The organism is Rubrimonas sp. (genome assembly GCF_036788415.1).
In the GTDB taxonomy this organism is placed as follows: domain Bacteria; phylum Pseudomonadota; class Alphaproteobacteria; order Rhodobacterales; family Rhodobacteraceae; genus Rubrimonas.
Genome location: NZ_DAIQNN010000009.1, coordinates 23,241 through 43,116, shown reverse-complemented (window position 1 = coordinate 43,116; position 19,876 = coordinate 23,241). Strand labels below are relative to the sequence as shown.

Sequence of the window (19,876 nt, the reverse complement as noted above, 5' to 3'; positions counted from 1 at the left end):
GCCGATGTGTCTCGGAATCCCCGGCCAGGTGGTCGAGATCGCCGACGCCGACGACATGCTCGGCGTGGTCGACGTCTCGGGCGTGCGCCGCAAGGTCAACCTCGCCTGCGCCTGCGGCCCCGACGGCCCGCACGCGCTGATCGGCGAATGGGTTCTGGTGCATGTCGGTTTCGCGATGAGCCGCATCGACCCTGACGAGGCCGCCGCCACCCTTCAGGCCCTGCACGATCTCGGCGAGGCGATGGAGGAGATCGACTCCATCCAGCGCGCCAACGCCATGCTGGAAGCGGAGGGCGCGCGATGAAATACGCCGACGAGTTCCGCGATCCGGTCAAGGCGAAGTCGCTGCTCGCCGCCATCGAGGCCGAAGTCGCCCGCATCGGCGCGACCGAGGAGAAACCGGTCCACGTCATGGAGATCTGCGGCGGCCACACCCATGCGATCTTCCGCTACGGGCTGGACAAGCTGACCCCTCCCGGCATCGAGTTCATCCACGGCCCCGGCTGCCCGGTCTGCGTGCTGCCGATGAGCCGGGTGGACGACTGCCTCGACATCGCCGAGCGCCCCGGCGTGATCTTCGCGACCTTCGGCGACGCGATGCGGGTTCCCGGCACGCGCGGCAGCCTCGCCCAGGCCAAGGCGCGCGGCGCGGATGTGCGGATGGTCTATTCGCCGCTCGACGCGCTGGCGCTCGCCCGCCGCTTCCCCGAGCGCGACGTGGTGTTCTTCGGGCTGGGCTTCGAGACCACCATGCCCTCCACCGCCCTCACCATCCAGCAGGCGGCGAAGGAAGGGCTGACCAACTTCTCGCTGTTCTGCAACCACATCCTCGTGCCGCCCCCGATCAAGGCGCTGCTCGACGACCCGCACATGACGCTCGACGGCTTCATCGGCCCCGGCCATGTCTCGATGGTGATCGGGATCCGCCCTTACGACTTCATCGCGCGCGACTACGGCAAGCCGGTGGTGGTGGCGGGCTTCGAGCCGCTCGACCTGCTGCAATCGCTCCTGATGCTGCTGCGCCAGATCGCCGAAGGCCGCGCCGAGATCGAGAACCAGTATGGCCGCATCGTGCCCGAGCACGGCAATCCCGTCGCCATGGCCGCCATCGACGACGTCTATCAGGTCCGCGACGCCTTCGACTGGCGGGGCTTGGGCGAGATCGACAAGTCGGGCGTGCGCATCCGCGACACATATGCGGCCTTCGACGCGGAGGCGAAATTCGGCGTGGGCTACGGCGCCGGCAAGTCTTCGGGGCGCGAGGGCGCGCTGCCGGAGATGGAGGGCGCGCGCTGCGGCGACGTGGTCAAGGGGATGATCAAGCCTTGGGCCTGCCCGAAATTCGGCCTCGACTGCACGCCGGAAACCCCGCTCGGCGCGCTGATGGTGAGTTCGGAAGGCGCCTGCGCCGCCTATCACCTCTATGCGGGCGTGCGGGCCACCGCGGCGGAGTGATCGAGTGAACCAGCCTTTCGAACCCCGCCGCCGCGGCGGGCGCCTGCGCGTCGACACCGTCACGCTCGCCCATGGCGGCGGCGGCAAGGCGATGCGCGACCTGATCGACGACGTCTTCGTGCGCGCCTTCGACAATCCCGACATGGGCGAGCTGGAAGATCAGGCGCGGCTCGCGCTTCCCGCCGACCTCGCCGGCGGCCGGCTCGCCTTCACCACCGACGGCTATGTGGTCGACCCGCTCGAATTCCCCGGCGGCGACATCGGAGAACTGGCGGTCAACGGCACGGTCAACGATCTGGCGGTCGGCGGCGCGCGGCCCCTGTGGCTCTCCTGCGCGGTGATCGTGGAGGAGGGGCTCCCGGTCGAGACCCTGCGCCGCGTCGCCGCCTCGATGCGGCGGGCGGCGGATGCGGCGGGGGTGCGGATCGTCACCGGCGACACCAAGGTCGTCGGGCGCGGCTCGGCGGACAAGCTGTTCGTGACCACCTCCGGCGTCGGCGTCATCCCGGCGGGCGTGGACCTCTCGGCCCGCCATGTCCGGCCCGGCGACGTCGCCATCGTCAACGGCTGGCTCGGCGACCACGGCGCCTGCATCCTCGACGCGCGCGGCGACCTCGAACTCGACAGCCCCATCGAGAGCGACACCGCCCCCTTGGCCGCGCTGATGCAGGCGGCGATGGCCGCGGCCCCCTCCTTGCGCTGCGCCCGCGACGCGACGCGCGGCGGGCTCGCCTCGGCGCTCAACGAGATCGCGGCGGGCGCGGGCTGCGGCGTCGAGATCGACGAGACGGCCCTGCCGCTGCGCCCCGAAGTCCGCGGCTTCTGCGAAATCCTCGGGCTCGACCCGCTCTACCTCGCCAATGAGGGCAAGCTGGTCCTCTTCGTCCCGCCCGATCAGGCCGAGGCGGCGCTCGCGGCGATGCGCTCGGTCCCCGAGGGGCGCGACTCGGTGATCGTCGGGCGCGCCGTGGCGGCGCATCCCGGAACCGTGGTGATGACGACGCTGTTCGGCGGCGGGCGCATCGTCGACATGCTGCTCGGCGAGCAGTTGCCGCGCATCTGCTGAGCGGGCAGGGGCCTCGGCGACAGCCGGCCCCCCGCTTCAGCGGCGCGGATCGAACGTGTCCTCGTCTTCTTCCTCGTCGGCGTTCCGCTCGGGCAGGTTGAACAACGCGTCGGGGTCGAGCGGATCGCGCCGCGCGTCGTCGTCCCGCTCCTGCGTCCCGCCGCCGCCCTCGCCGAGGGTGAAGTTCTCAAGCCCCGCCATCGAGCTTGGCAACCGCGTCTCCGAGCCGCCGGAGGCGAGCGACTGCTCGGTGGTCATCAGCCGCATCTTCTCCTCGGCGCTGAGCACCGATCCGCCTTCCTCGCGCGCCTTCTTCTCGGCGGCGCGGGCCACGGCCGCGTCGAGTTCGACCTGCTTGCACAGCCCCAGCGCCACCGGATCGACCGGACGGATGTTGGCGGTGTTCCAGTGCGACTTGTCGCGCACCGACTGGATGGTGGTCTTGGTCGTGCCGACGAGCTTGGAGATCGCGCTGTCGGGCAGTTCCGGGTGATAGCGCACGAGCCAGGCGATCGCCGAGGGCCGGTCCTGCCGCTTCGACAACGGCGTGTAGCGCGGCCCCTTGCGCTTGGGCTCGGGCGCGAGGATCGAGGCCTTGCGCACCAGCCGCAGCCGCGCCTGCGGGTTCTCCTCGCAGCGCTTGAGCTCCTCGCGCGTCAGCTGGCCGGTCAGCACCGGGTCGATCCCCTTGATGCCCTGCGCCACCTCGCCGTCGGCGACGCCCTCGATCTCGAGGATGTGCATGCCGGTGAAGGCCGAGATCTGCTCGAAGGTCAGCGTGGTGTTGTCCACGAGCCAGACGGCGGTCGCCTTGGGCATCAGCGGCAGGTCGGCCATGACGGGTCTCTCCTCCAGAACGCTTCGCGCGCCCCGAGCGACCCCTTTCAGGATCGCCGGCGGGCGCGCTGCGCGACTTCCGCTCTCGGGGATGGGGGGGATATAAAGGGAATGCGACAGCGATGAAAGAGGGCGCCGGGGATGGCATGTCGATTTGCGGCGGCGGCGGCGCTGTCTCTCGCCCTCTGGAGCGGCGCCAGCTTCGCCGACGCGCCCGGCGATTTCGACTATTACGTCCTGTCGCTGTCCTGGAACGCCAGCTGGTGCGCCGCCGAGGGCGACGCGCGCGACGCCCCGCAATGCGACCCGCGCGAGGAGTTCGGCTTCGTGCTGCACGGGCTCTGGCCGCAGCATGAACGCGGCTGGCCGGAATGGTGCCGCAGCGCGCATCCCGACCCCGCGCGCCGCGAGACCGCCGCGATGGCCGATGTGATGGGCTCGGGCGGGCTCGCCTGGCATCAATGGAAGAAGCACGGGCGCTGCTCGGGCCTGTCGCCGCGCGCCTATTTCGCCCTGTCGCGCCGCGCCTTCGACAGCGTCGCCCGCCCGCCGGCCCTGCGCGCGCTGACCCGCCCCGTCGAGATCGCCCCTGAGGTGATCGAGGCGGCGTTTCTCGAAGCCAATCCCGGCATGACGCCCGACGGCGTCACCGTCACCTGCGCCGAAGGCCTGTTCCGCGAAGTCCGCATCTGCCTCACGCGCGACCTCGCCCCGCGCCCCTGCGCCCCCGACGCCGCCCGCGACTGCCCCGCGCGGATGATCGACCTGCCGCCCATGCGCTGACCCTCCCGACGGACTCGACTCTCCGCCGCGCCGGCGTATCTTGGAACATAACCGGAACAAAAGCCAGCGAGTCGCCCCGTCCATGTCCCGCCGCGTGGTCAGCCTGTGGTTTCCCCGCCTCGCCGCCGAGCGGGCGCTGCGCCGCATCGGCGGGCTCGACGCGCCCTTCGCCATCGTCGCCGAGCGGCGCGGCGCGCTGGTCCTCGCCGCGCTCTCGGCGGAGGCGGAGGCCGCCGGCCTCGCCCGCGACATGGCGCTGGCCGACGCCCGCGCGCTCTGCCCCGCCCTGCGCACCCGCCCCGCCGACCCGCCCGCCGAGGCCGCCTTCCTGACCGCGCTCGCCCGCTGGGCGCTGCGCTACACGCCCTGGGTCGGCTTGGACGGGCCCGACGGGCTGGCGCTCGACATCTCCGGCTGCGCGCATCTGTTCGGCGGCGAGGCGGCGATGCTCGCCGACATGCGCGACCGCCTCGCCGTCGCCGGCCTGACCGCCCGCGCCGCCTGCGCCGACGCCCGCGGCGCCGCCTGGGCGCTGGCGCGCTTCGCCCCCCGCAGCCCCGATCCCGTCTCCGCCCCCGTCGCCGCCCCCGTCGTCGTCCCCGTCGTCGTCCCCCCCGGCGAGGCCCGCGCGGCGCTGGCCCCGCTCCCCGTCGCCGCGCTGCGCCTCGCCCCCGAGACGGTCGAGGGGCTCGCCCGTCTGGGCCTGCGCCGCATCGGCGACCTCGCCGCCGCCCCCCGCGCGCCGCTCGCCCGCCGCTTCGGCCCCGCGACGCTGATGCGCCTCGACCAGGCGCTCGGCGCCGCCCCCGAGCCGGTCGGCGCCGCCCGCCCCGCGCCCGTCTTCGCCGTCCGCCTCTCGCTGCCCGAGCCCATCGGCCGGGTGGACGACGTCGCAGCCGCGCTCGACCGCCTGCTCGCCCGGCTGACCGAGACGCTCGCCGCCCACGGCGCCGGCGCCCGCCGCCTCGCGCTGACGCTGCGCCGGGTGGACCGCAGCGATCTGGCGCTGGAGATCGGCCTCGCCCGCCCCTCGCGCGACGCCGCGCTCATGGCCGAGCTCTTCGCCCGCCCGCTCGCCGAGCTCGACGCGGGCTTCGGGATCGAGGCGCTGCGGCTCGAAGCCGTGACGGTCGAGCCCACCGCGCCCCGCCAGCACCGCGGCCCGCTCGACGCGGCGGAACAGGCGCAAGCCGCCGCCGGCGCCGAGCCTGACGCGCTGGCGCTTCTTCTGTCGCGGCTCGGCGGGCGGCTGGGCCCCGACCGCGTGCGCCGCCTGCTCCCCGCCGAAAGCCACATCCCCACCCGCGCCTTCGTCGCCGCGTCCGCCGCCTTCTCCGACCCTGTGGCGCGCTGGCCCGCCGACCGCCCGCTGCGCCCGATCGTGTTGTTCCCCCCCGAGCCCGTCGCCCCCGACCCGCCCGACGCAGGCCCGGGCCGCCCCTTGCGGGGTTTCCGCTGGCGCGGCCGCGCCCACCGCGTCGCGAGCGCGGCCGGCCCCGAGCGCATCGCGCCCGAATGGTGGCTCGACGACCCCGACTGGCGCGACGGCCCGCGCGACTACTGGCGCGTCGAGACGGAGGAGGGGAGCCGCCTCTGGCTCCACCACCGCCCCGCCTCGCAACGGCTGGCGACATGGTTCGCCGAAGGGGAATTCGCGTGAGCCGCCCCCCGCCCTGTGGCACGCTCCCGCCATGTGTCGATGCATTGGACGGACCGCGCGATGCGCCAGCCCTTTGAAAGCCGCTTCGCCCCCCGCCCGAAGGTCGCAGCCCGCGCCCCGACCGACGCCGAAACCGCGCTCGCCCGCGCCAATCAGGTCGCGCAGACCGGCCGCGCGATCTGGTTCGGCCTGCTCGGCTATCTCGCCTTCGTCACCCTCACTCTGCTCAGCGTGCGCGACATCGACTTCTTCTCGCTCGAATCCACTGTCGACCTGCCGCTGGTCAACATCGCCATCCCCACGTCGGTGTTCTTCTGGAGCGCCGCCTGGCTCGCCGCCGCCTTCCACGCCTTTCTCCAGATCCACCTCCTCAAGCTCTGGGACCCGCTCGCGGCCCTCCCCGCGACATGGAAGGGCCGCCCCGTCGCCGAGGCGCTCCACCCCTGGATCGTCATCGACTGGGGCCTGCGCCGCCGCCCCGACGCCGAGGCCGCCACTGTCCACCGCCCCCTCGCCGGCCTCGCAGACGCCGTGGCGCTGACGGCGGTCTGGCTCGCCGGGCCGGCGGTGATCGCCGCCTTCTGGTGGCGCTCCATGCCCGCCCATGACGAGGGGATGACCATCGCCATCGCCGCCGCGCTGTTGCTCGCCGTCTACGCCAGCCGCCGCAACTGGCGACGCGCGCGGGCCGCGCTGGACCGCGCGCCGCTGCGCGCAGCCGTCGAGCCCGAGAAAGACCGTCTCCGCTTCCGCGGCCGCCTCTGGTTGGGCCTGCTGGGCGCCCTGTTGCTCGCGGTCAGCTGGGCGCGCACCGAAGGCGGCTTCGACCATTACGCCAACCGAGCCATCGACGCCTGGGAGCAGGCGATGGGGCCGGAGTTCGAAGAGGAGCTGGATGATGAGGGCTACCTCCTGCGCACCGCGCAGGAGGTTCAGGACGACTGGGTGCGGTCGCGGTTCCTGACGCTCGACGATCTGTCGGGGCAGGTCGAGAACCCGGGTATGTTTCTGCGCTGGCTCGGACTGATCGGCGTGGTGGAGATCGAGGGCGACGTCGCCACATGGTCCCCCTTCGCCCCCATCGACCTCGTCAACGCCGATCTCGCCGGCCGCCCCGCCGACTGGGCCGACCATGACATCGCAAAGCGCCGCTTCCGCGTCGGCTGGTGCCGCGACCACGCCATTCCGCCAGAAGCTTGCCATGCGCCGGTCGAAGACGGCTATGGAGACGAGTTCGGCGATATTGTCGAAACTGGCGAAACTGGCGAAGCCGCCTTCGTGCAGGCGCAGAACGACTTCGCCGCAGCGCGCGCCTTGTGGTGCGAGAAGGAGGGGGCCGGCCGCGCCCTCGCCGGCGCCGCCTGCGCCGCGCGCTTCGCCGCGCTCGACCGGATGGCTGAAACCGAATGGACCGCCCGGCGCGCGGACGAACTTGGCCGCCTGCGCAAACCCGACATGCGCGGGCGCGACCTGCGCCTTGCACAGGCACATGGCGCCTTCCTCGCCGGCCTCAACCTCAACGAGGCGCGGCTGGAGGCGGCGGACCTAAGCGAGGCGCGGCTGGAGGGGGCGAACCTCAGCCTGGCGCGACTGGAGAGGGCGAACCTCTTCGAGGCGCGGATGGAGAGGACAGACCTGAGCGAGGCGAGGCTGGAGAGAGCGAACCTCACCCTGGCGCGACTGGAGGGGGCGAACCTCTTCGAGGTGCGGATGGAGGAGGCGATCCTCAGCCTGGCGCGGATGGAGAGGACGGACCTCCGCAGAGCGCGGATGGAGAGAACGGACTTTACCAGAGCGCGGCTGGAGGGGGCGAACCTCTTCGAGGCGCAGCTGGAGAGGGCGGACCTGGGCGAGGCCCGGCTGGAGGAGGCGATCCTCAGCTCGGCGCGGATGGAGGAGGCGATCCTCAGCTCGGCGCGGATGGAGAGATCGGACTTCACCAGAGCGCGACTGGAGGGGGTGGACCTCAGTTGGGCGCGGCTGGAGGGGGCTGATCTCAGCCTTGCGTCGTTCAAATCGGCCCGATGGTCGAGGGCGACATTTGGCCCCTCGCTCGCCTATGTGGCCGATTTTTCCGACGCCGTCGATCTGACCCAAAGTCAACTCGACGACGGTCCCGGCGGGCCGCTGATCGGTGACGACGATACCATCCTGCCCCGCGACGCACAGACCGGCGAGCAGCTCGTCATCTGGTCCTGCTGGGAGACGCTGACACCGGCCATCGACCGCCTGCTGACGCGCCATGACATCACCGAGGAGGGTGCCCGCGAAGCGGGCTGGCTCTGCTCCGAGGCCAACCCGCGCCGCCGCACCGGCCGTCCCGCTCCGTGACCGCCATGCCCCGCAACCTTCCTTGCCGAAACCCCCGTCCCAGCCCCCGTCCGACATTTGTCCGACAGATGTCCGACGCATGTCCGACGCATGTCCGACGCATGTCCGACGCAAATCATACGCCCCGCCGCCCCGTTCATCTTCCCGAACGGGGCCCCGCGCCGAGGGCCGCCTGATGCCCTTCGCCGAGCTGTCCGCGACCTCCAACTTCACCTTCCTCACCGGCGCCTCGCACCCCGAGGAACTCGTCGCCCGCGCCGCCGAGCTAGGTCTCGAGGCCATCGCCATCGCCGACCGCAACACCTTGTCCGGCGTCGTGCGCGCCCATGTCGCCGCGCGCGAGATCGCCCGCGAGCGCGCCGCCGCCCCGCGCGACCGCAAGGCCGTCACCCATGCCGAAATCGCCGCCCGCGGCGCCCGCCCCAAGCCCGATTCCGGCGGCAACATTCCCGCACCAAAACAAGCACTTACCCAACTTTCCGCCCGCTCCGCCCCCCGCCTCCTGGTCGCCGCGCGGCTGTCTTTCGAGGACCATCCTGACATCACCGCCCTCCCCACCGACCGCGCCGCCTATGGCCGCCTCTGCCGCCTGCTGACGCTGGGCAAGCGCCGGGCGCAAAAGGGAAAATGCCTTCTGCGCGCCGACGATCTCGACGCCTGGGCGGACGGTCTGATCCTGCTCCTGCACGGCGGCGACGACCCCTCCGCCCCCCCGGACGCCGCCCGCTGGACCGCCCGCGCCCCCGGCTCCGCCTTCCTCGCCGCCGCCCCCTTCCATGACGGCGAGGACGCCAGTCGTTTCAAGGCGATAGCCGCCCTTTCCGAACGCTCCGGCGCCCCGATGGCCGCCACCTCCGGCGCGATGATGCACGCCGCCCGCCGCCGCATGCTGGCCGACATCCTCTCCTGCATCCGCCTGCGCACGACCATCGACCAGCTCGGCCGCGCCGCCCAGACGAACGCCGAGCGCCGCCTCCGCGCCGAGGCCGAGATGCGCCGCCTTTTCAAGAAATACCCGCAAGCCATTGACATAACGTCTGAAATCTCCGCCCGCATCGGCTTCTCGCTCGACCAGCTGCGCTACGAATATCCCGACGAGGTCGCCGAGGGCGAGGAACCCCAGCCCCGCCTCGCCCGCCTCACCGAGGAGGGCCTCGCCCGACGCTACCCCGACGGCCCGCCGCCGCGCGTCCGCGCAATGGCCGACAAGGAGCTGAAACTCATCGAGAAACTCGGCTACGCCCGCTATTTCCTGACGGTCCGCGACGTCGTCGCCTTCGCCGAGAGCCGCGGCATCCTCTGCCAGGGCCGGGGCTCCGCCGCCAATTCCGTTGTCTGCTACGCCCTCGGCGTCACCGCCATCGGCCCCGAAGTCGCGAGCATGGTCTTCGAGCGCTTCGTCTCCGAAGCCCGCGACGAGCCCCCCGACATCGACGTCGATTTCGAGCACGAGCGCCGCGAGGAAGTCATCCAGCACCTCTACCAGCGCTACGGCCGCCACCGCGCGGGCTTGTGCGCCACCGTCATCCATTTCCGCGCCCGCCGCGCCATCCGCGAAGTGGGCCGCGCGATGGGGCTGAGCGCCGACGCCGTCGCCGCGCTCGCCTCCCAGATCTGGGGCTGGTCCTCCGAGGGCGTGCCGGAGGCGCGCATCCGCGAGCTCGGCCTCGACCCCGCCGAGCCGCGGCTGGCCCGCACGCTCGAATTGGTCAACGAAATCATAGGCGTCCCGCGCCACCTGTCGCAGCATGTCGGCGGCTTCGTGATCACGCGCGGGCGGCTCGACGAACTCGTCCCCATCGAGAACGCGGCGATGGAGGACCGCACGATCATCGAATGGGACAAGGACGACATCGACGCGCTGGGGATCCTGAAAGTCGACATCCTCGCGCTGGGGATGCTGACCTGCCTGCGCAAGGCGCTCGACCTGATCGCGCAGGAGCACGGAGAGCGGCTGACCCTCGCCAGCATCCCGCCCGAGGACCCCGCCGTCTACGACATGCTCTGCGCCGCCGACAGCCTCGGCGTCTTCCAGGTCGAGAGCCGCGCGCAGATGAACTTCCTGCCGCGCATGCGCCCGCGCCGCTTCTACGACCTCGTCATCCAGGTCGCGATCGTGCGCCCGGGGCCGATCCAGGGCGACATGGTCCACCCCTATCTGCGCCGCCGCCGCGGCGAGGAGAAGGTGGAGTTCCCCTCCGACGCGCTCGGAGAAGTGCTCGGCAAGACTTTGGGCGTGCCGCTGTTTCAGGAGCAGGCGATGCAGATCGCCATCGTCGGCGCGGGCTTCGACCCGTCCGAGGCCGACCGGCTGCGCCGGGCGCTGGCCACCTTCCGCAAGACCGGCACGATCCACACCTTCCGCGAGCGCTTCGTGGCGGGGATGCTCGCCAACGGCCACGACGCCGATTTCGCCGCGCGCTGCTTCGCCCAGATCGAGGGATTCGGCGAATACGGTTTCCCCGAGAGCCATGCGGCGAGCTTCGCGCTGCTGGTCTACGCCTCGGCCTGGGTGAAGAAGCATCACCCTGCGATCTTCGCCTGCGCGCTGCTGAACTCCCAGCCGATGGGCTTCTACGCCCCTGCCCAGATCGTGCGCGACGCCCGCGCCCATGGCGTCGAGGTCCGTCCGGTCGACGTCAATCAGTCGTTCCACGATTGCTCGATCGAGCGCGACGGGGCAGGGCGCCCGGCGTTGCGGCTGGGGTTCCGGCAGGTCAAGGGGCTGGCGGAGGAGGATGCGCGCTGGGTCGCGGCGGCGCGCGGCAACGGCTACGTCTCGGTCGAGGACGTCTGGCGCCGCGCCGGCGCCGACGGGCGGGCGCTGACCGCGCTCGCCGAGGCCGACGCCTTCGCGGGGCTCGGCCTGTCGCGGCGCGAGGCGCTGTGGCAGGCGAAGGCTGTGACGGGCGCCGCGCCCCTGCCGCTGTTCGCGCGGCTGCTGGAGGGCGAGGGCGTCGCCGAGCCCGCTGTCGCCTTGCCGCAGATGACCGAGGGCGAGCAGGTGGTGGCGGATTATCTCAGCCTGCGTCTCACGCTGCGCGCCCACCCCGTGGCGCTGCTGCGCCCGCTGCTGACGCCGCCGGGCGATCCGAGTGGGGCTGCGCGCCCCGGGGCGGGCCCCGCCGCGGCTTGACACCGCCATCCGCCTGTCCAATGCCTGCCCCGGACCGCAGCGACACACCGACCTGAAAGGCGCGACAGCGATGAGCGAAGCGGAAGCGACGGCCCGCGAAATCACCGTGACCCTGCCCGACGGCGCGACCCGCGCCTTCCCCGCAGGCGTCACGCCCGGCGAAATCGCCGCCGCCATCGCGCCGTCGCTCGGCAAGGCGGCGCTGGCGGCGAAGGTCGACGGCGCGCTGTGCGACCTGTCGCGCCCGCTCACCGCCGACGCAAGCCTCGCCATCGTCACCGCCAAGGACCATGAGGCGCTCGAGCTGATCCGCCACGACCTCGCCCACATCATGGCCCGCGCCGTGCAGGAGATATGGCCGGAGACGAAAGTCACCATCGGCCCGGTGGTCGAGAACGGCTGGTATTACGATTTCGACCGCGAGGAGCCCTTCTCCGAAGCCGATTTCGCGCAGATCGAGCAGCGGATGCGCCAGATCGTCGCCGCGCGCGAGCCCGTGCGCACCGAAATCTGGGACCGCGCCCGCGCCATCAACCATTATCTGGCCACGAACGAGCCCTTCAAGGTCGAGCTGGTCCACGCCATCCCCGAGGGCGAGCCGATCCGCATGTACTGGCACGGCCACTGGCAGGACCTCTGCCGCGGCCCGCACCTCGCCCATACCGGGCAGGTCCCGCCCGACGGCTTCAAGCTGATGCGCGTCGCCGGCGCCTACTGGCGCGGCGACAGCCGCAACAAGCAACTCCAGCGCATCTACGGCGTCGCCTTCCGCTCGAAGGCCGAGCTCGACGCGCATCTGAAGATGCTGGAGGAGGCCGCGAAGCGCGACCACCGTCGGCTCGGGCGCGAGATGAAGCTGTTTCATCTCCAGGAGGAAGCGCCGGGCATGGTGTTCTGGCACCCCGACGGCTGGGCGATCTACCGCGCGGTGGAGGACTACATGCGCCGCCGCCTCGACGCCGCCGGCTATCGCGAGGTGAAAACCCCCCAGCTAATCGACCGCAAGCTGTGGGAGGCGTCGGGCCACTGGGAGAAATACCGCGAGAACATGTTCATCGCGGAAGTGGACGAGGAAGGCGCGAAGGAGAAGCGCATCAACGCGCTCAAGCCGATGAACTGCCCCGGCCACGTCCAGATCTACAACCGCGACCTCAAAAGCTACCGCGACCTGCCGCTGCGCCTGTGGGAGTTCGGCTCCTGCCACCGCTATGAATCTTCAGGCTCGATGCACGGGCTGATGCGCGTGCGCGGCTTCACGCAGGACGACGCGCACATCTTCTGCACCGAGGACCAGATCGCCGACGAGACGGCGCGCTTCATCGACCTGCTCTCCACCGTCTATAGCGACCTCGGCTTCCCCCGCTTCGACATCAAGTTCTCGACGCGGCCGGAGGTGCGCGCCGGCTCCGACGAGACGTGGGACCGCGCCGAGGCCGCGCTCGAATCGGCGGTGCGCAAGGTGACCAACGATTACGTGGTCGACCCCGGCGAGGGCGCCTTCTACGGCCCCAAGCTCGACTTCAAGCTGACCGACGCGATCGGGCGCGAATGGCAGTGCGGCACGCTGCAGGCGGATTTCGTGCTGCCCGAGCGGCTGGGGGCCGACTACGTCGCCGAGGACGGCACGAAGAAGCGCCCGGTGATGCTTCACCGCGCGATCCTCGGCAGCTTCGAGCGCTTCATCGGGATTCTCATCGAGAACACCGCCGGGCGCTTCCCGCTCTGGCTCGCGCCGCGTCAGGTCGTGGTCGCCACCATCGTCTCGGACGCCGACCCTTACGCGCGGGAGATCGTCGCGAAGCTCCGCGCCGCGGGCCTGCGCGCCGAGGCCGATCTGCGCAACGAGAAGATCGGCTACAAGGTGCGCGAGCATTCCGACGCGCATGTCCCGGCGATCCTCGCGGTCGGTCGCCAAGAGGTCGAGAGCGGGACCGTCTCGCTGCGCCGCCTTGGCGCGCAGGGCTCCACGACGCTCGACGTCGATGCGGCGGCGGCTCTGCTCCGCGCGGAAGCAGCGCCGCCCGATCTCGCCGATCGCGACGCGGCGCCTCCCGCCACTTTCTCTTGATCGTGTCGGAGGCGAGCTACAGCGGAGAGCGATGCGGCTCCGCTCGCGGCCTTCCCCGACCGGGAGAGGCGCCGGCCGAGCGCGAGACCATCGCCCGCGCCCTGATCGACGCGGCGGAGTTGCCGCGATGAGCCGCGAGCGCGTCGAGATCGGCTTGGCGCCGCTCAGAGCATCGCTGGGAGGACCTGATCGGGCGGGCGGTGGCCGTCGGCGTAGGTCTTGATGTTGAGGATGACCTTCTCGCCCATGTCGATCCGGCCTTCTTCGGTCGCCGAGCCCATATGCGGCAGCAGCACCACGTTCGGCAGCCCCAGCAGGCGCGGATTGACCGCCGGCTCCTTCTCGAAGACGTCGAGCCCGGCGCCGGCGATCTCGCCCTTCAGCAGCATCCGCGTCAGCGCGTTCTCGTCCACGATCTCGCCGCGGGCGGTGTTGACGATGTAGGCGGAGGGCTTCATCAGCTTCAGACGCCGCGCCGAGATCAGATGGAAGGTCGCCGGGGTGTGCGGCACGTGGATCGTCAGGATGTCGATGCGCGCGAGCATCTGGTCGAGGCTCTCCCACCAGGTCAGGCCCAGCGCCTCCTCGGTCTCCTCGCGCAGGCGCTGGCGGTCGTGATAGTGCAGCTGCAGCCCGAAGGCGCCGGCGCGCCGCGCCACCGCCTGTCCGACATGACCCATGCCGACGATCCCGAGCCGCTTGCCGAAGACGCGCTTGCCGGTCATCGCCGTCGGCGCCCAGCCGCCCCATTTGCCCGACTGCATCAGCGCGAGGCCTTCGGGGATGCGGCGAGGCACGGCGAGGATCAGCGCCATGGTCATGTCGGCGGTGTCCTCGGCCAGCACGCCGGGGGTGTTGGTCACCAGCATGCCGCGCTCGCGCGCGGTGTGCACGTCGATATGGTCGACGCCTGCCCCGTAATTGGCGATCAGCCTCAGGGGCGTGTCGCCGGCATGGGCGAGCACTTTCTGGTCGATCCGGTCGGTGACGGTCGGCACCAGCACTTCGGCCCGCCCCGCCGCTTCGGCGAGCTCATCTGGCGAGAGGGGGCGGTCGTCGGCGTTGAGCTCGACGTCGAAGAGTTCGCGCAGCCGCGTCTCGACCGGCTCGGGCAGCTTGCGGGTGACGACGACCTTGAGCTTGCGATACGGCATGGACGGCTCCCCTGTGCGTGCGCTCCGTGATAGAATCCCGGCCGGCGGAAGACCACAGGAAACAGGCGAGAGATGCGCAGACGACCAAGCCGCGCGGCGCGCGGCCTCCTGATCGCGGGGATCGCGCTGGCGCTGGCGACGGGCCATGCGGCCCCAGCCGGCGAGCCGCGCCTCGGCCCCGAAACCAACCTGCCGCTGCCGCGCTTCGTGACGCTCAACTCCGACAAGGCCAATGCGCGCCGCGGGCCGGGGCTGTCGCATCGCATCGACTGGGTGTTCCTGCGCCGCGGCCTGCCGCTCGAAGTGCTCGCCGAGCACGGCCACTGGCGCAAGGTCGTCGATTCCGACGGGGCAGGGGGGTGGGTGCATCACGGCCTGCTGCGCGGCGGACGGGCTGCGGTGATCACCGCGCGGCCCGAAGCGCCGCTGCGCGCGGAGCCGCGAGCCGGCGCCGCTCTGGTGGCGCGGGTCCAGACCGGCGTCGTCGCCCAGATCCGCGGCTGCCGCGCCGAGTGGTGCGAGCTGTCGGTCGAGGGCGCGCGCGGATGGGCCGAGAAGGCGGATTTCTGGGGCGCGCGGGCGGACGAGGCGTTTTAGGCGGGCTCGTGCGGCGGAAACCCGCGCATAGCCGCCAGCGCCCGCCCGTCTCAGACGTGTTGGCCGCCGTTGATCTCGATCTCCACCCCGGTCACATAGCTGCTCTCCGCCGTGCAGAGATAGTAGATCGTGCGCGCCACTTCCTCGGGTTTGCCGAGCCGGCGCATCGGGATCGACTCGGCCAGCTTCTCGGTGCCGGGCGACAGGATCGCCGTCTCGATCTCGCCGGGCGCGATGGCGTTGACGCGGATGCCGTGCGGCCCGAAATCCGCCGCCATCTCCCGCGTCAGCGCCGCCAGCGCGGCCTTGGACGTCGCATAGGCGGCGCCCGCGAAGGGATGCACGCGCGCTCCGGCGATCGAGGTCACGTTCACGATCGCCCCCTGCGCCGCCTGAAGCTCGTTGAACAGGCCCCGCGCCAGCACCACCGAGGAGAAGAAGTTGACGTGGAACACCCGGCCCCAGTCGCGCAGACTGGTGTTGAGAGTGTTCAAGCGCTCGCCCCCCGGACCTTTTGGCGAGATGCCGGCGTTGTTGACCAGCGCGTCGAGCTTGCCGAGCGGCAGGCGGCGCTTGATCTCGTCGACGGCGCGCATCGTGTCGTCGGGCGAGGAGAGATCGACCTGGATGTGGTCCTGCTCGCCGGCCTCCCAGGGGCAATCCTCGGGGAAGGGGTGCCGCGAGCAGGCGATCACGCGCCAGCCCGCCGAGGAAAAGCGCTTCACGGTCGCGTGACCGATGCCCCGGCTCGCGCCTGTCAGCAGCAGCGTTCTCCGGACGGACGACTCATCCATGACCGCACCTCCGCGACCTGCATAGCATGCGGGCGCTGCGGGCGCGAAGGCGGGCGTTGCGCCGCGCCGCGCGCCCGCCTATCTCGCCGAAGTCCGCCGCCGCCCCACGGAGTTCCGTCATGCGCGCCCGCCTCCGCGAGTTCCTCGCCACCGCCCGCGTGCAGAACGCGATCCTCGCCGTGATCCTCGTCAACGCCGTGGCGCTGGGTCTGGAGACGTCGCCGACGGCGATGGCGCAAGCGGGCGGGCTGATCCTCGCCGTCGACATGGCCTGCCTCGCCGTGTTCGTCGTCGAGCTTCTCGCCAAGCTCTACGCGCATGGCTGGCGGTTCTTCACCCGCGGCTGGAACCTGTTCGACGCCTTCGTGGTCGGCGTGTCGCTCGCGCCGGCGACCGAGAGCCTGACCGCCCTGCGCGCGCTGCGCGTGCTGCGCGTGCTGCGGGTGATCTCGGTCGCGCCGAGCTTGCGCCGCGTGGTCGAGGGCTTCGTGCGGGCGCTGCCGGGGATGGGCTCGGTCGTGCTGCTGCTCGCGATGATCTTCTACATCGCCGCCGTGATGGCGGTGAAGCTGTTCGGCGACGCTTATCCGGAGTGGTTCGGGACCATCGGCGCCGCCGCCTACACGCTGTTCCAGGTGATGACGCTGGAGAGCTGGTCGATGGGCATCGTGCGCCCGGTGATGGAGACCCACCCCTGGGCGTGGCTGTTCTTCGTGCCGTTCATTCTCGGCACGAGCTTCGCCGTGCTCAACCTGCTGGTGGGCCTCGTGGTCAACTCGATGCAGGAAGCGCATCACGAGGAGGACGTCGCCGCCACCGACGCCTATCGCGACGAAGTGCTGGCGCGCCTGCGCGAGATTTCGACGCGGCTCGACGCTATGGAGCGCGAGCGGGAAGGGCGGTGAGGCGGGGCGGGAAGGCGCGGATGCCGGCCAATGGCGAGCGCTCCCCGCTCGCCTCTTGGTCCGTGCGACCAGCACGGACCGCGCCCTCCCTCCCCCCAGGGGGGGCGCGATCCTCAGCGCCCATGTCGAACGACGGAAAGCCGCGCTGACCCGCCATCCGCTTCCGAGTCTCAGGGATTGAGCCGCGTCACCGTCCACTCCGCGCTGTCCACAGCTGGCCGTGTCCAGCGGAAGCGGTCGTGCATCCGGAACTCGCCGTCCGACCAGAACTCGATTTCCAGCGGCCGGATGCGGTAGCCGCCCCAATGCGGCGGGCGCGGAACGTGGAACGGGTGCGAGGCCGCGGCCTTCGCGGCCTCGGCCAGCAACGCCGCCTTGCCCGACAAGGGCCGCGACTGCTTCGACGCCCACGCCCCCACCCGGCTCTGATAGGCGCGCGTGGCGAAATAGGCGTCCGACATCTCCGCCGACACCTTCTCCACCGGCCCCCGCGCGCGCACCTGCCGCAGCAGGCTCTTCCAGTGCATTACGAAGGCCGCCTGCGGGTTCTGCGCAAGCTCCTCCCCCTTGGCGCTCTCGTAATTCGTGTAGAACACAAATCCACCCGCGGGGGTGGCGCCTTCGATCTCCTTCATCAGCACCACGCGCACATTCGGCAGCCCGTCCGCCCCCGCCGTCGCAAGCGAGATGGCGTTGGGGTCGTTCGGTTCGGATTTCCCGGCCTCGGCGAGCCAGGCCCGCGCGATGTCGAACGGATCCTGTCCCGCGAAAAGGCCGGTCGGCGCGTCGGTCATCTGGGCGTTCTCCATAGGTGGTCGCGGGAACATAGACGACCCGCGCGGCATGGCGAGCGGGCGCGGGCGGACTTGAAGGCGCAGGGCTTTTCACCTATGCCCGCGCGCACGGTCAACAGGCGGGGTTCACGCATGAGCGGTCTGATGCAGGGCAAGCGCGGGCTTGTGATGGGGGTCGCCAACGACCGCTCGATCGCCTGGGCCATCGCGCAGGCCGCCCATGCCGCGGGGGCCGAGCTGGCCTTCACCTATCAGGGCGACGCGCTGCGCAAGCGCATCCTGCCGCTCGCCCACAGCCAGGGCGCCGAGATCGTGCTGCCCTGCGACGTGACCTCGCCCGCCTCGATGGACGAGCTGTTCCGGGTTCTCGCCGAGAAATGGGGCAAGCTCGACTTCCTCGTCCACGCCATCGCCTTCTCCGACAAGAACGAGCTGAAGGGCCGCTACATCGACACCTCGTTCCAGAACTTCGAGAACACGATGGCGGTGTCGTGCTACTCGCTCACCGCGCTCGCCCGCCGCGCCGAGCCACTGATGACCGAGGGCGGCGCGATCCTGACGCTGACCTATCTCGGCGGCGAGCGCGTCATGCCGCATTACAACGTGATGGGCGTCGCGAAAGCCGCGCTCGAATGCTCCGTGCGCTATCTCGCGGTCGACCTCGGACCGAAGAACATCCGCGTCAACGCGCTATCGGCCGGCCCGATCAAGACGCTGGCGGCGGCGGGCATCGGCGACTTCCGCTACATCCTGAAGTGGAACGAGCTGAACTCGCCGCTGCGCCGCAATGTCGGGCTCGAGGAAGTCGGCGGGGCGGGGCTCTACCTGCTGTCCGACCTGTCTTCCGCCGTCACCGGCGAGACGCATCACGTCGATTGCGGCTATCACGTCGTCGGCATGAAATCGGTCCACGCCCCCGACATCTCGGTGGTCAAGGAGATCTCCGAGTGAGCACGTCGCCCGACCGCCCGCCCTACGAGAAGGGCTTCCACATCTCCTGGGATCAGGTGCACCGCGACAGCAAGGCGCTGGCCTGGCGGCTCGACCATCAGGGGCCGGGGGCCGAGGGCGCCTGGAAGGCGATCGTCGCAATCACACGCGGCGGGCTGGTGCCGGCGGCGATCGTGGCGCGCGAACTCAACATCCGCGTGATCGACACGATATGCGTGAAATCCTATTCGCATCAGAGCCAGACTTCGGCGCAGGTGCTCAAGGCGCCCGACGCGGGGCTGATCGGCGACGGCGAGGGCGTGCTGGTTGTGGACGATCTGGTCGACACCGGCCGCACGCTGGAGGTGGTCCGCGCCGCCTATCCGCGCGCCCATTTCGCCACGGTCTACGCGAAACCCAAGGGGCGGCCGCTGGTGGACACCTTCATCACCGAAGTCAGCCAGGACACCTGGATCTACTTCCCCTGGGACATGGCGCTGCAATATGTCGAGCCGCTGCGCGGCGCCTGAACCCGCGATTGCGGACTGGGACGCCGCCTACTCCAACAGCGGCGCCGTGCCCGAAGCCCCGGCGATCTTCGCCCGCTGGACCGAGTTGGCGGCGGGCTTCCGCGCGCAGGCGCCGGGCGCGCTCGACCTGCCCTACGGCCCCCATCCGCGCGAACGGCTCGACCTGTTCTCGCCCGCAGGCGCCGCGAAGGGGCTGCTGATCTACATCCATGGAGGCTATTGGCGCGCCTTCGACAAGTCCGGCTCCAGCCACCTCGCCGCGGGCCCGCTCGCGCGCGGCTGGGCGGTCGCGATCCCCAGCTATCCGCTCTGCCCGGAAGTCCGCATCGCCGACATCGCGGCCTCGGTCGCGCGCGCGGTCGAGGCCGTGGCGGCGCGCGTCGCCGGGCCGATCGTCCTCAGCGGCCATTCCGCCGGCGGCCATCTCGCCGCGCGGCTCGTCTGCGAAGGCGCCCCGCTCGCCGCGCCCGTCGCCGACCGCGTCGCCCTCTGCGTGGGTATCAGCGGCGTCTACGATCTCCGCCCCCTCCTGCGCACCGCGATGAACGCCGACCTGCGGCTCGACCCCGCCCAATGCGCCGCCGAGAGCCCCGCGCTGCTCGCCCCGCGCGACGGCGCGCGCCTCGTCGCGTGGGTGGGCGAGGACGAGCTGCCGGAGTTCCGCCGCCAATCCGCGCTGATCGCGAACGTCTGGCGCGGGCTCGGCGCCGCAACCGCCTGCGTGGAAGCGCCGGGCCGCCATCATTTCGACGTGGTGGACGACCTCGCCGACCCCGACAGCGCGCTTGCGGCGGCGCTGGACGTCTCCTAGGCTCGCGCCGCCTTCGGAGGGTTCG

At 71.3% G+C, this 19,876-nt stretch carries 17 protein-coding genes; 13 read left to right on the top strand and 4 right to left on the bottom strand.

Features of this window, described 5'->3' with window-relative positions; all coding sequences use genetic code 11:
* Positions 1-4 precede the first annotated feature (4 nt).
* From V7Q31_RS04260 to hypE, 3 genes are read left to right on the top strand one after another with little or no spacing between them, the layout of a single operon-like run.
* Positions 5-304, top strand: coding sequence for a HypC/HybG/HupF family hydrogenase formation chaperone (locus V7Q31_RS04260; RefSeq protein ID WP_333832434.1), 300 nt, complete (start codon positions 5-7; stop codon positions 302-304).
* The gene (gene hypD / locus V7Q31_RS04255; RefSeq protein ID WP_333832433.1) at positions 301-1,455 is read left to right on the top strand and encodes a hydrogenase formation protein HypD; all 1,155 of its coding nucleotides are present in this window, start codon (positions 301-303) and stop codon (positions 1,453-1,455) included. Before V7Q31_RS04260 ends, hypD begins: the two co-directional genes overlap by 4 nt.
* A gap of 4 nt (positions 1,456-1,459) precedes the next feature.
* Entirely contained in the window at positions 1,460-2,521 is a 1,062-nt protein-coding gene (gene hypE, locus V7Q31_RS04250; RefSeq protein WP_333832432.1) for a hydrogenase expression/formation protein HypE, read from the top strand.
* A 36-nt stretch (positions 2,522-2,557) separates the two neighbouring features.
* Here hypE and V7Q31_RS04245 read toward each other — a convergent pair whose 3' ends face one another.
* Positions 2,558-3,358 carry a DUF1013 domain-containing protein gene (locus V7Q31_RS04245; protein WP_333832431.1) on the bottom strand — a complete coding sequence of 267 codons (801 nt, stop codon included), beginning with the start codon at positions 3,356-3,358 and terminating at the stop codon, positions 2,558-2,560.
* A gap of 141 nt (positions 3,359-3,499) precedes the next feature.
* Here V7Q31_RS04245 and V7Q31_RS04240 point away from each other — a divergent pair, with 141 nt between their 5' ends.
* From V7Q31_RS04240 to thrS, 5 genes are all read left to right on the top strand, one after another.
* Positions 3,500-4,141: a ribonuclease T2 gene (locus V7Q31_RS04240; RefSeq protein WP_333832430.1), complete on the top strand. Its 642-nt coding sequence runs from the start codon at positions 3,500-3,502 to the stop codon at positions 4,139-4,141.
* Positions 4,142-4,223: 82 nt separating this feature from the next.
* Positions 4,224-5,801 carry a Y-family DNA polymerase gene (locus V7Q31_RS04235; RefSeq protein ID WP_333832429.1) on the top strand — a complete coding sequence of 526 codons (1,578 nt, stop codon included), beginning with the start codon at positions 4,224-4,226 and terminating at the stop codon, positions 5,799-5,801.
* A 60-nt stretch (positions 5,802-5,861) separates the two neighbouring features.
* A complete protein-coding gene (locus V7Q31_RS04230; protein WP_333832428.1) occupies positions 5,862-8,132 on the top strand; it encodes a pentapeptide repeat-containing protein in 2,271 nt (756 codons plus the stop codon).
* Between the two features lie 175 nt (positions 8,133-8,307).
* Positions 8,308-11,268: an error-prone DNA polymerase gene (locus V7Q31_RS04225; protein ID WP_333832427.1), complete on the top strand. Its 2,961-nt coding sequence runs from the start codon at positions 8,308-8,310 to the stop codon at positions 11,266-11,268.
* A gap of 70 nt (positions 11,269-11,338) precedes the next feature.
* Positions 11,339-13,336, top strand: a complete 1,998-nt coding sequence (gene thrS, locus V7Q31_RS04220) for a threonine--tRNA ligase (protein WP_333832426.1) — start codon at positions 11,339-11,341, stop codon at positions 13,334-13,336.
* Between the two features lie 164 nt (positions 13,337-13,500).
* Here the strand turns inward: thrS and V7Q31_RS04215 are convergent, their stop codons facing one another.
* Positions 13,501-14,490 (bottom strand): 2-hydroxyacid dehydrogenase, encoded by a 990-nt coding sequence (locus tag V7Q31_RS04215; RefSeq protein ID WP_333832425.1) that lies wholly within the window; start codon positions 14,488-14,490, stop codon positions 13,501-13,503.
* Positions 14,491-14,562: 72 nt separating this feature from the next.
* Between V7Q31_RS04215 and V7Q31_RS04210 the strand changes: the two genes are divergently transcribed.
* Entirely contained in the window at positions 14,563-15,087 is a 525-nt protein-coding gene (locus V7Q31_RS04210) for an SH3 domain-containing protein (protein ID WP_333832424.1), read from the top strand.
* Between the two features lie 50 nt (positions 15,088-15,137).
* Here V7Q31_RS04210 and V7Q31_RS04205 read toward each other — a convergent pair whose 3' ends face one another.
* Positions 15,138-15,881 carry an SDR family NAD(P)-dependent oxidoreductase gene (locus tag V7Q31_RS04205; protein WP_333832423.1) on the bottom strand — a complete coding sequence of 248 codons (744 nt, stop codon included), beginning with the start codon at positions 15,879-15,881 and terminating at the stop codon, positions 15,138-15,140.
* Positions 15,882-16,000: 119 nt separating this feature from the next.
* Here V7Q31_RS04205 and V7Q31_RS04200 point away from each other — a divergent pair, with 119 nt between their 5' ends.
* Positions 16,001-16,786, top strand: coding sequence for an ion transporter (locus V7Q31_RS04200; RefSeq protein ID WP_333832422.1), 786 nt, complete (start codon positions 16,001-16,003; stop codon positions 16,784-16,786).
* Between the two features lie 170 nt (positions 16,787-16,956).
* Here the strand turns inward: V7Q31_RS04200 and pdxH are convergent, their stop codons facing one another.
* A complete protein-coding gene (gene pdxH, locus V7Q31_RS04195; RefSeq protein WP_333832421.1) occupies positions 16,957-17,580 on the bottom strand; it encodes a pyridoxamine 5'-phosphate oxidase in 624 nt (207 codons plus the stop codon).
* A gap of 132 nt (positions 17,581-17,712) precedes the next feature.
* Here pdxH and fabI point away from each other — a divergent pair, with 132 nt between their 5' ends.
* From fabI to V7Q31_RS04180, 3 genes are read left to right on the top strand one after another with little or no spacing between them, the layout of a single operon-like run.
* Positions 17,713-18,531 (top strand): enoyl-ACP reductase FabI, encoded by an 819-nt coding sequence (gene fabI / locus V7Q31_RS04190; RefSeq protein WP_333832420.1) that lies wholly within the window; start codon positions 17,713-17,715, stop codon positions 18,529-18,531.
* Entirely contained in the window at positions 18,528-19,040 is a 513-nt protein-coding gene (gene gpt, locus V7Q31_RS04185; protein ID WP_333832419.1) for a xanthine phosphoribosyltransferase, read from the top strand. The genes fabI and gpt overlap by 4 nt, the downstream gene beginning before the upstream one ends.
* A complete protein-coding gene (locus V7Q31_RS04180) occupies positions 19,015-19,851 on the top strand; it encodes an alpha/beta hydrolase (RefSeq protein ID WP_333832418.1) in 837 nt (278 codons plus the stop codon). Before gpt ends, V7Q31_RS04180 begins: the two co-directional genes overlap by 26 nt.
* Positions 19,852-19,876: the final 25 nt, after the last annotated feature.

Bases quoted from the DNA above. Each gene is read 5' to 3' on its own strand.
- V7Q31_RS04260 (WP_333832434.1), top strand. From the start codon at position 5: ATGTGTCTCGGAATCCCCGGCCAGGTGGTCGAGATCGCCGACGCCGAC.
- hypD (WP_333832433.1), top strand. From the start codon at position 301: ATGAAATACGCCGACGAGTTCCGCGATCCGGTCAAGGCGAAGTCGCTG.
- V7Q31_RS04245 (WP_333832431.1), bottom strand. From the start codon at position 3,358: ATGGCCGACCTGCCGCTGATGCCCAAGGCGACCGCCGTCTGGCTCGTG.
- V7Q31_RS04240 (WP_333832430.1), top strand. From the start codon at position 3,500: ATGGCATGTCGATTTGCGGCGGCGGCGGCGCTGTCTCTCGCCCTCTGG.
- V7Q31_RS04235 (WP_333832429.1), top strand. From the start codon at position 4,224: ATGTCCCGCCGCGTGGTCAGCCTGTGGTTTCCCCGCCTCGCCGCCGAG.
- V7Q31_RS04230 (WP_333832428.1), top strand. From the start codon at position 5,862: ATGCGCCAGCCCTTTGAAAGCCGCTTCGCCCCCCGCCCGAAGGTCGCA.
- V7Q31_RS04225 (WP_333832427.1), top strand. From the start codon at position 8,308: ATGCCCTTCGCCGAGCTGTCCGCGACCTCCAACTTCACCTTCCTCACC.
- thrS (WP_333832426.1), top strand. From the start codon at position 11,339: ATGAGCGAAGCGGAAGCGACGGCCCGCGAAATCACCGTGACCCTGCCC.
- V7Q31_RS04215 (WP_333832425.1), bottom strand. From the start codon at position 14,490: ATGCCGTATCGCAAGCTCAAGGTCGTCGTCACCCGCAAGCTGCCCGAG.
- V7Q31_RS04210 (WP_333832424.1), top strand. From the start codon at position 14,563: ATGCGCAGACGACCAAGCCGCGCGGCGCGCGGCCTCCTGATCGCGGGG.
- V7Q31_RS04205 (WP_333832423.1), bottom strand. From the start codon at position 15,881: ATGGATGAGTCGTCCGTCCGGAGAACGCTGCTGCTGACAGGCGCGAGC.
- V7Q31_RS04200 (WP_333832422.1), top strand. From the start codon at position 16,001: ATGCGCGCCCGCCTCCGCGAGTTCCTCGCCACCGCCCGCGTGCAGAAC.
- pdxH (WP_333832421.1), bottom strand. From the start codon at position 17,580: ATGACCGACGCGCCGACCGGCCTTTTCGCGGGACAGGATCCGTTCGAC.
- fabI (WP_333832420.1), top strand. From the start codon at position 17,713: ATGAGCGGTCTGATGCAGGGCAAGCGCGGGCTTGTGATGGGGGTCGCC.
- V7Q31_RS04180 (WP_333832418.1), top strand. From the start codon at position 19,015: ATGTCGAGCCGCTGCGCGGCGCCTGAACCCGCGATTGCGGACTGGGAC.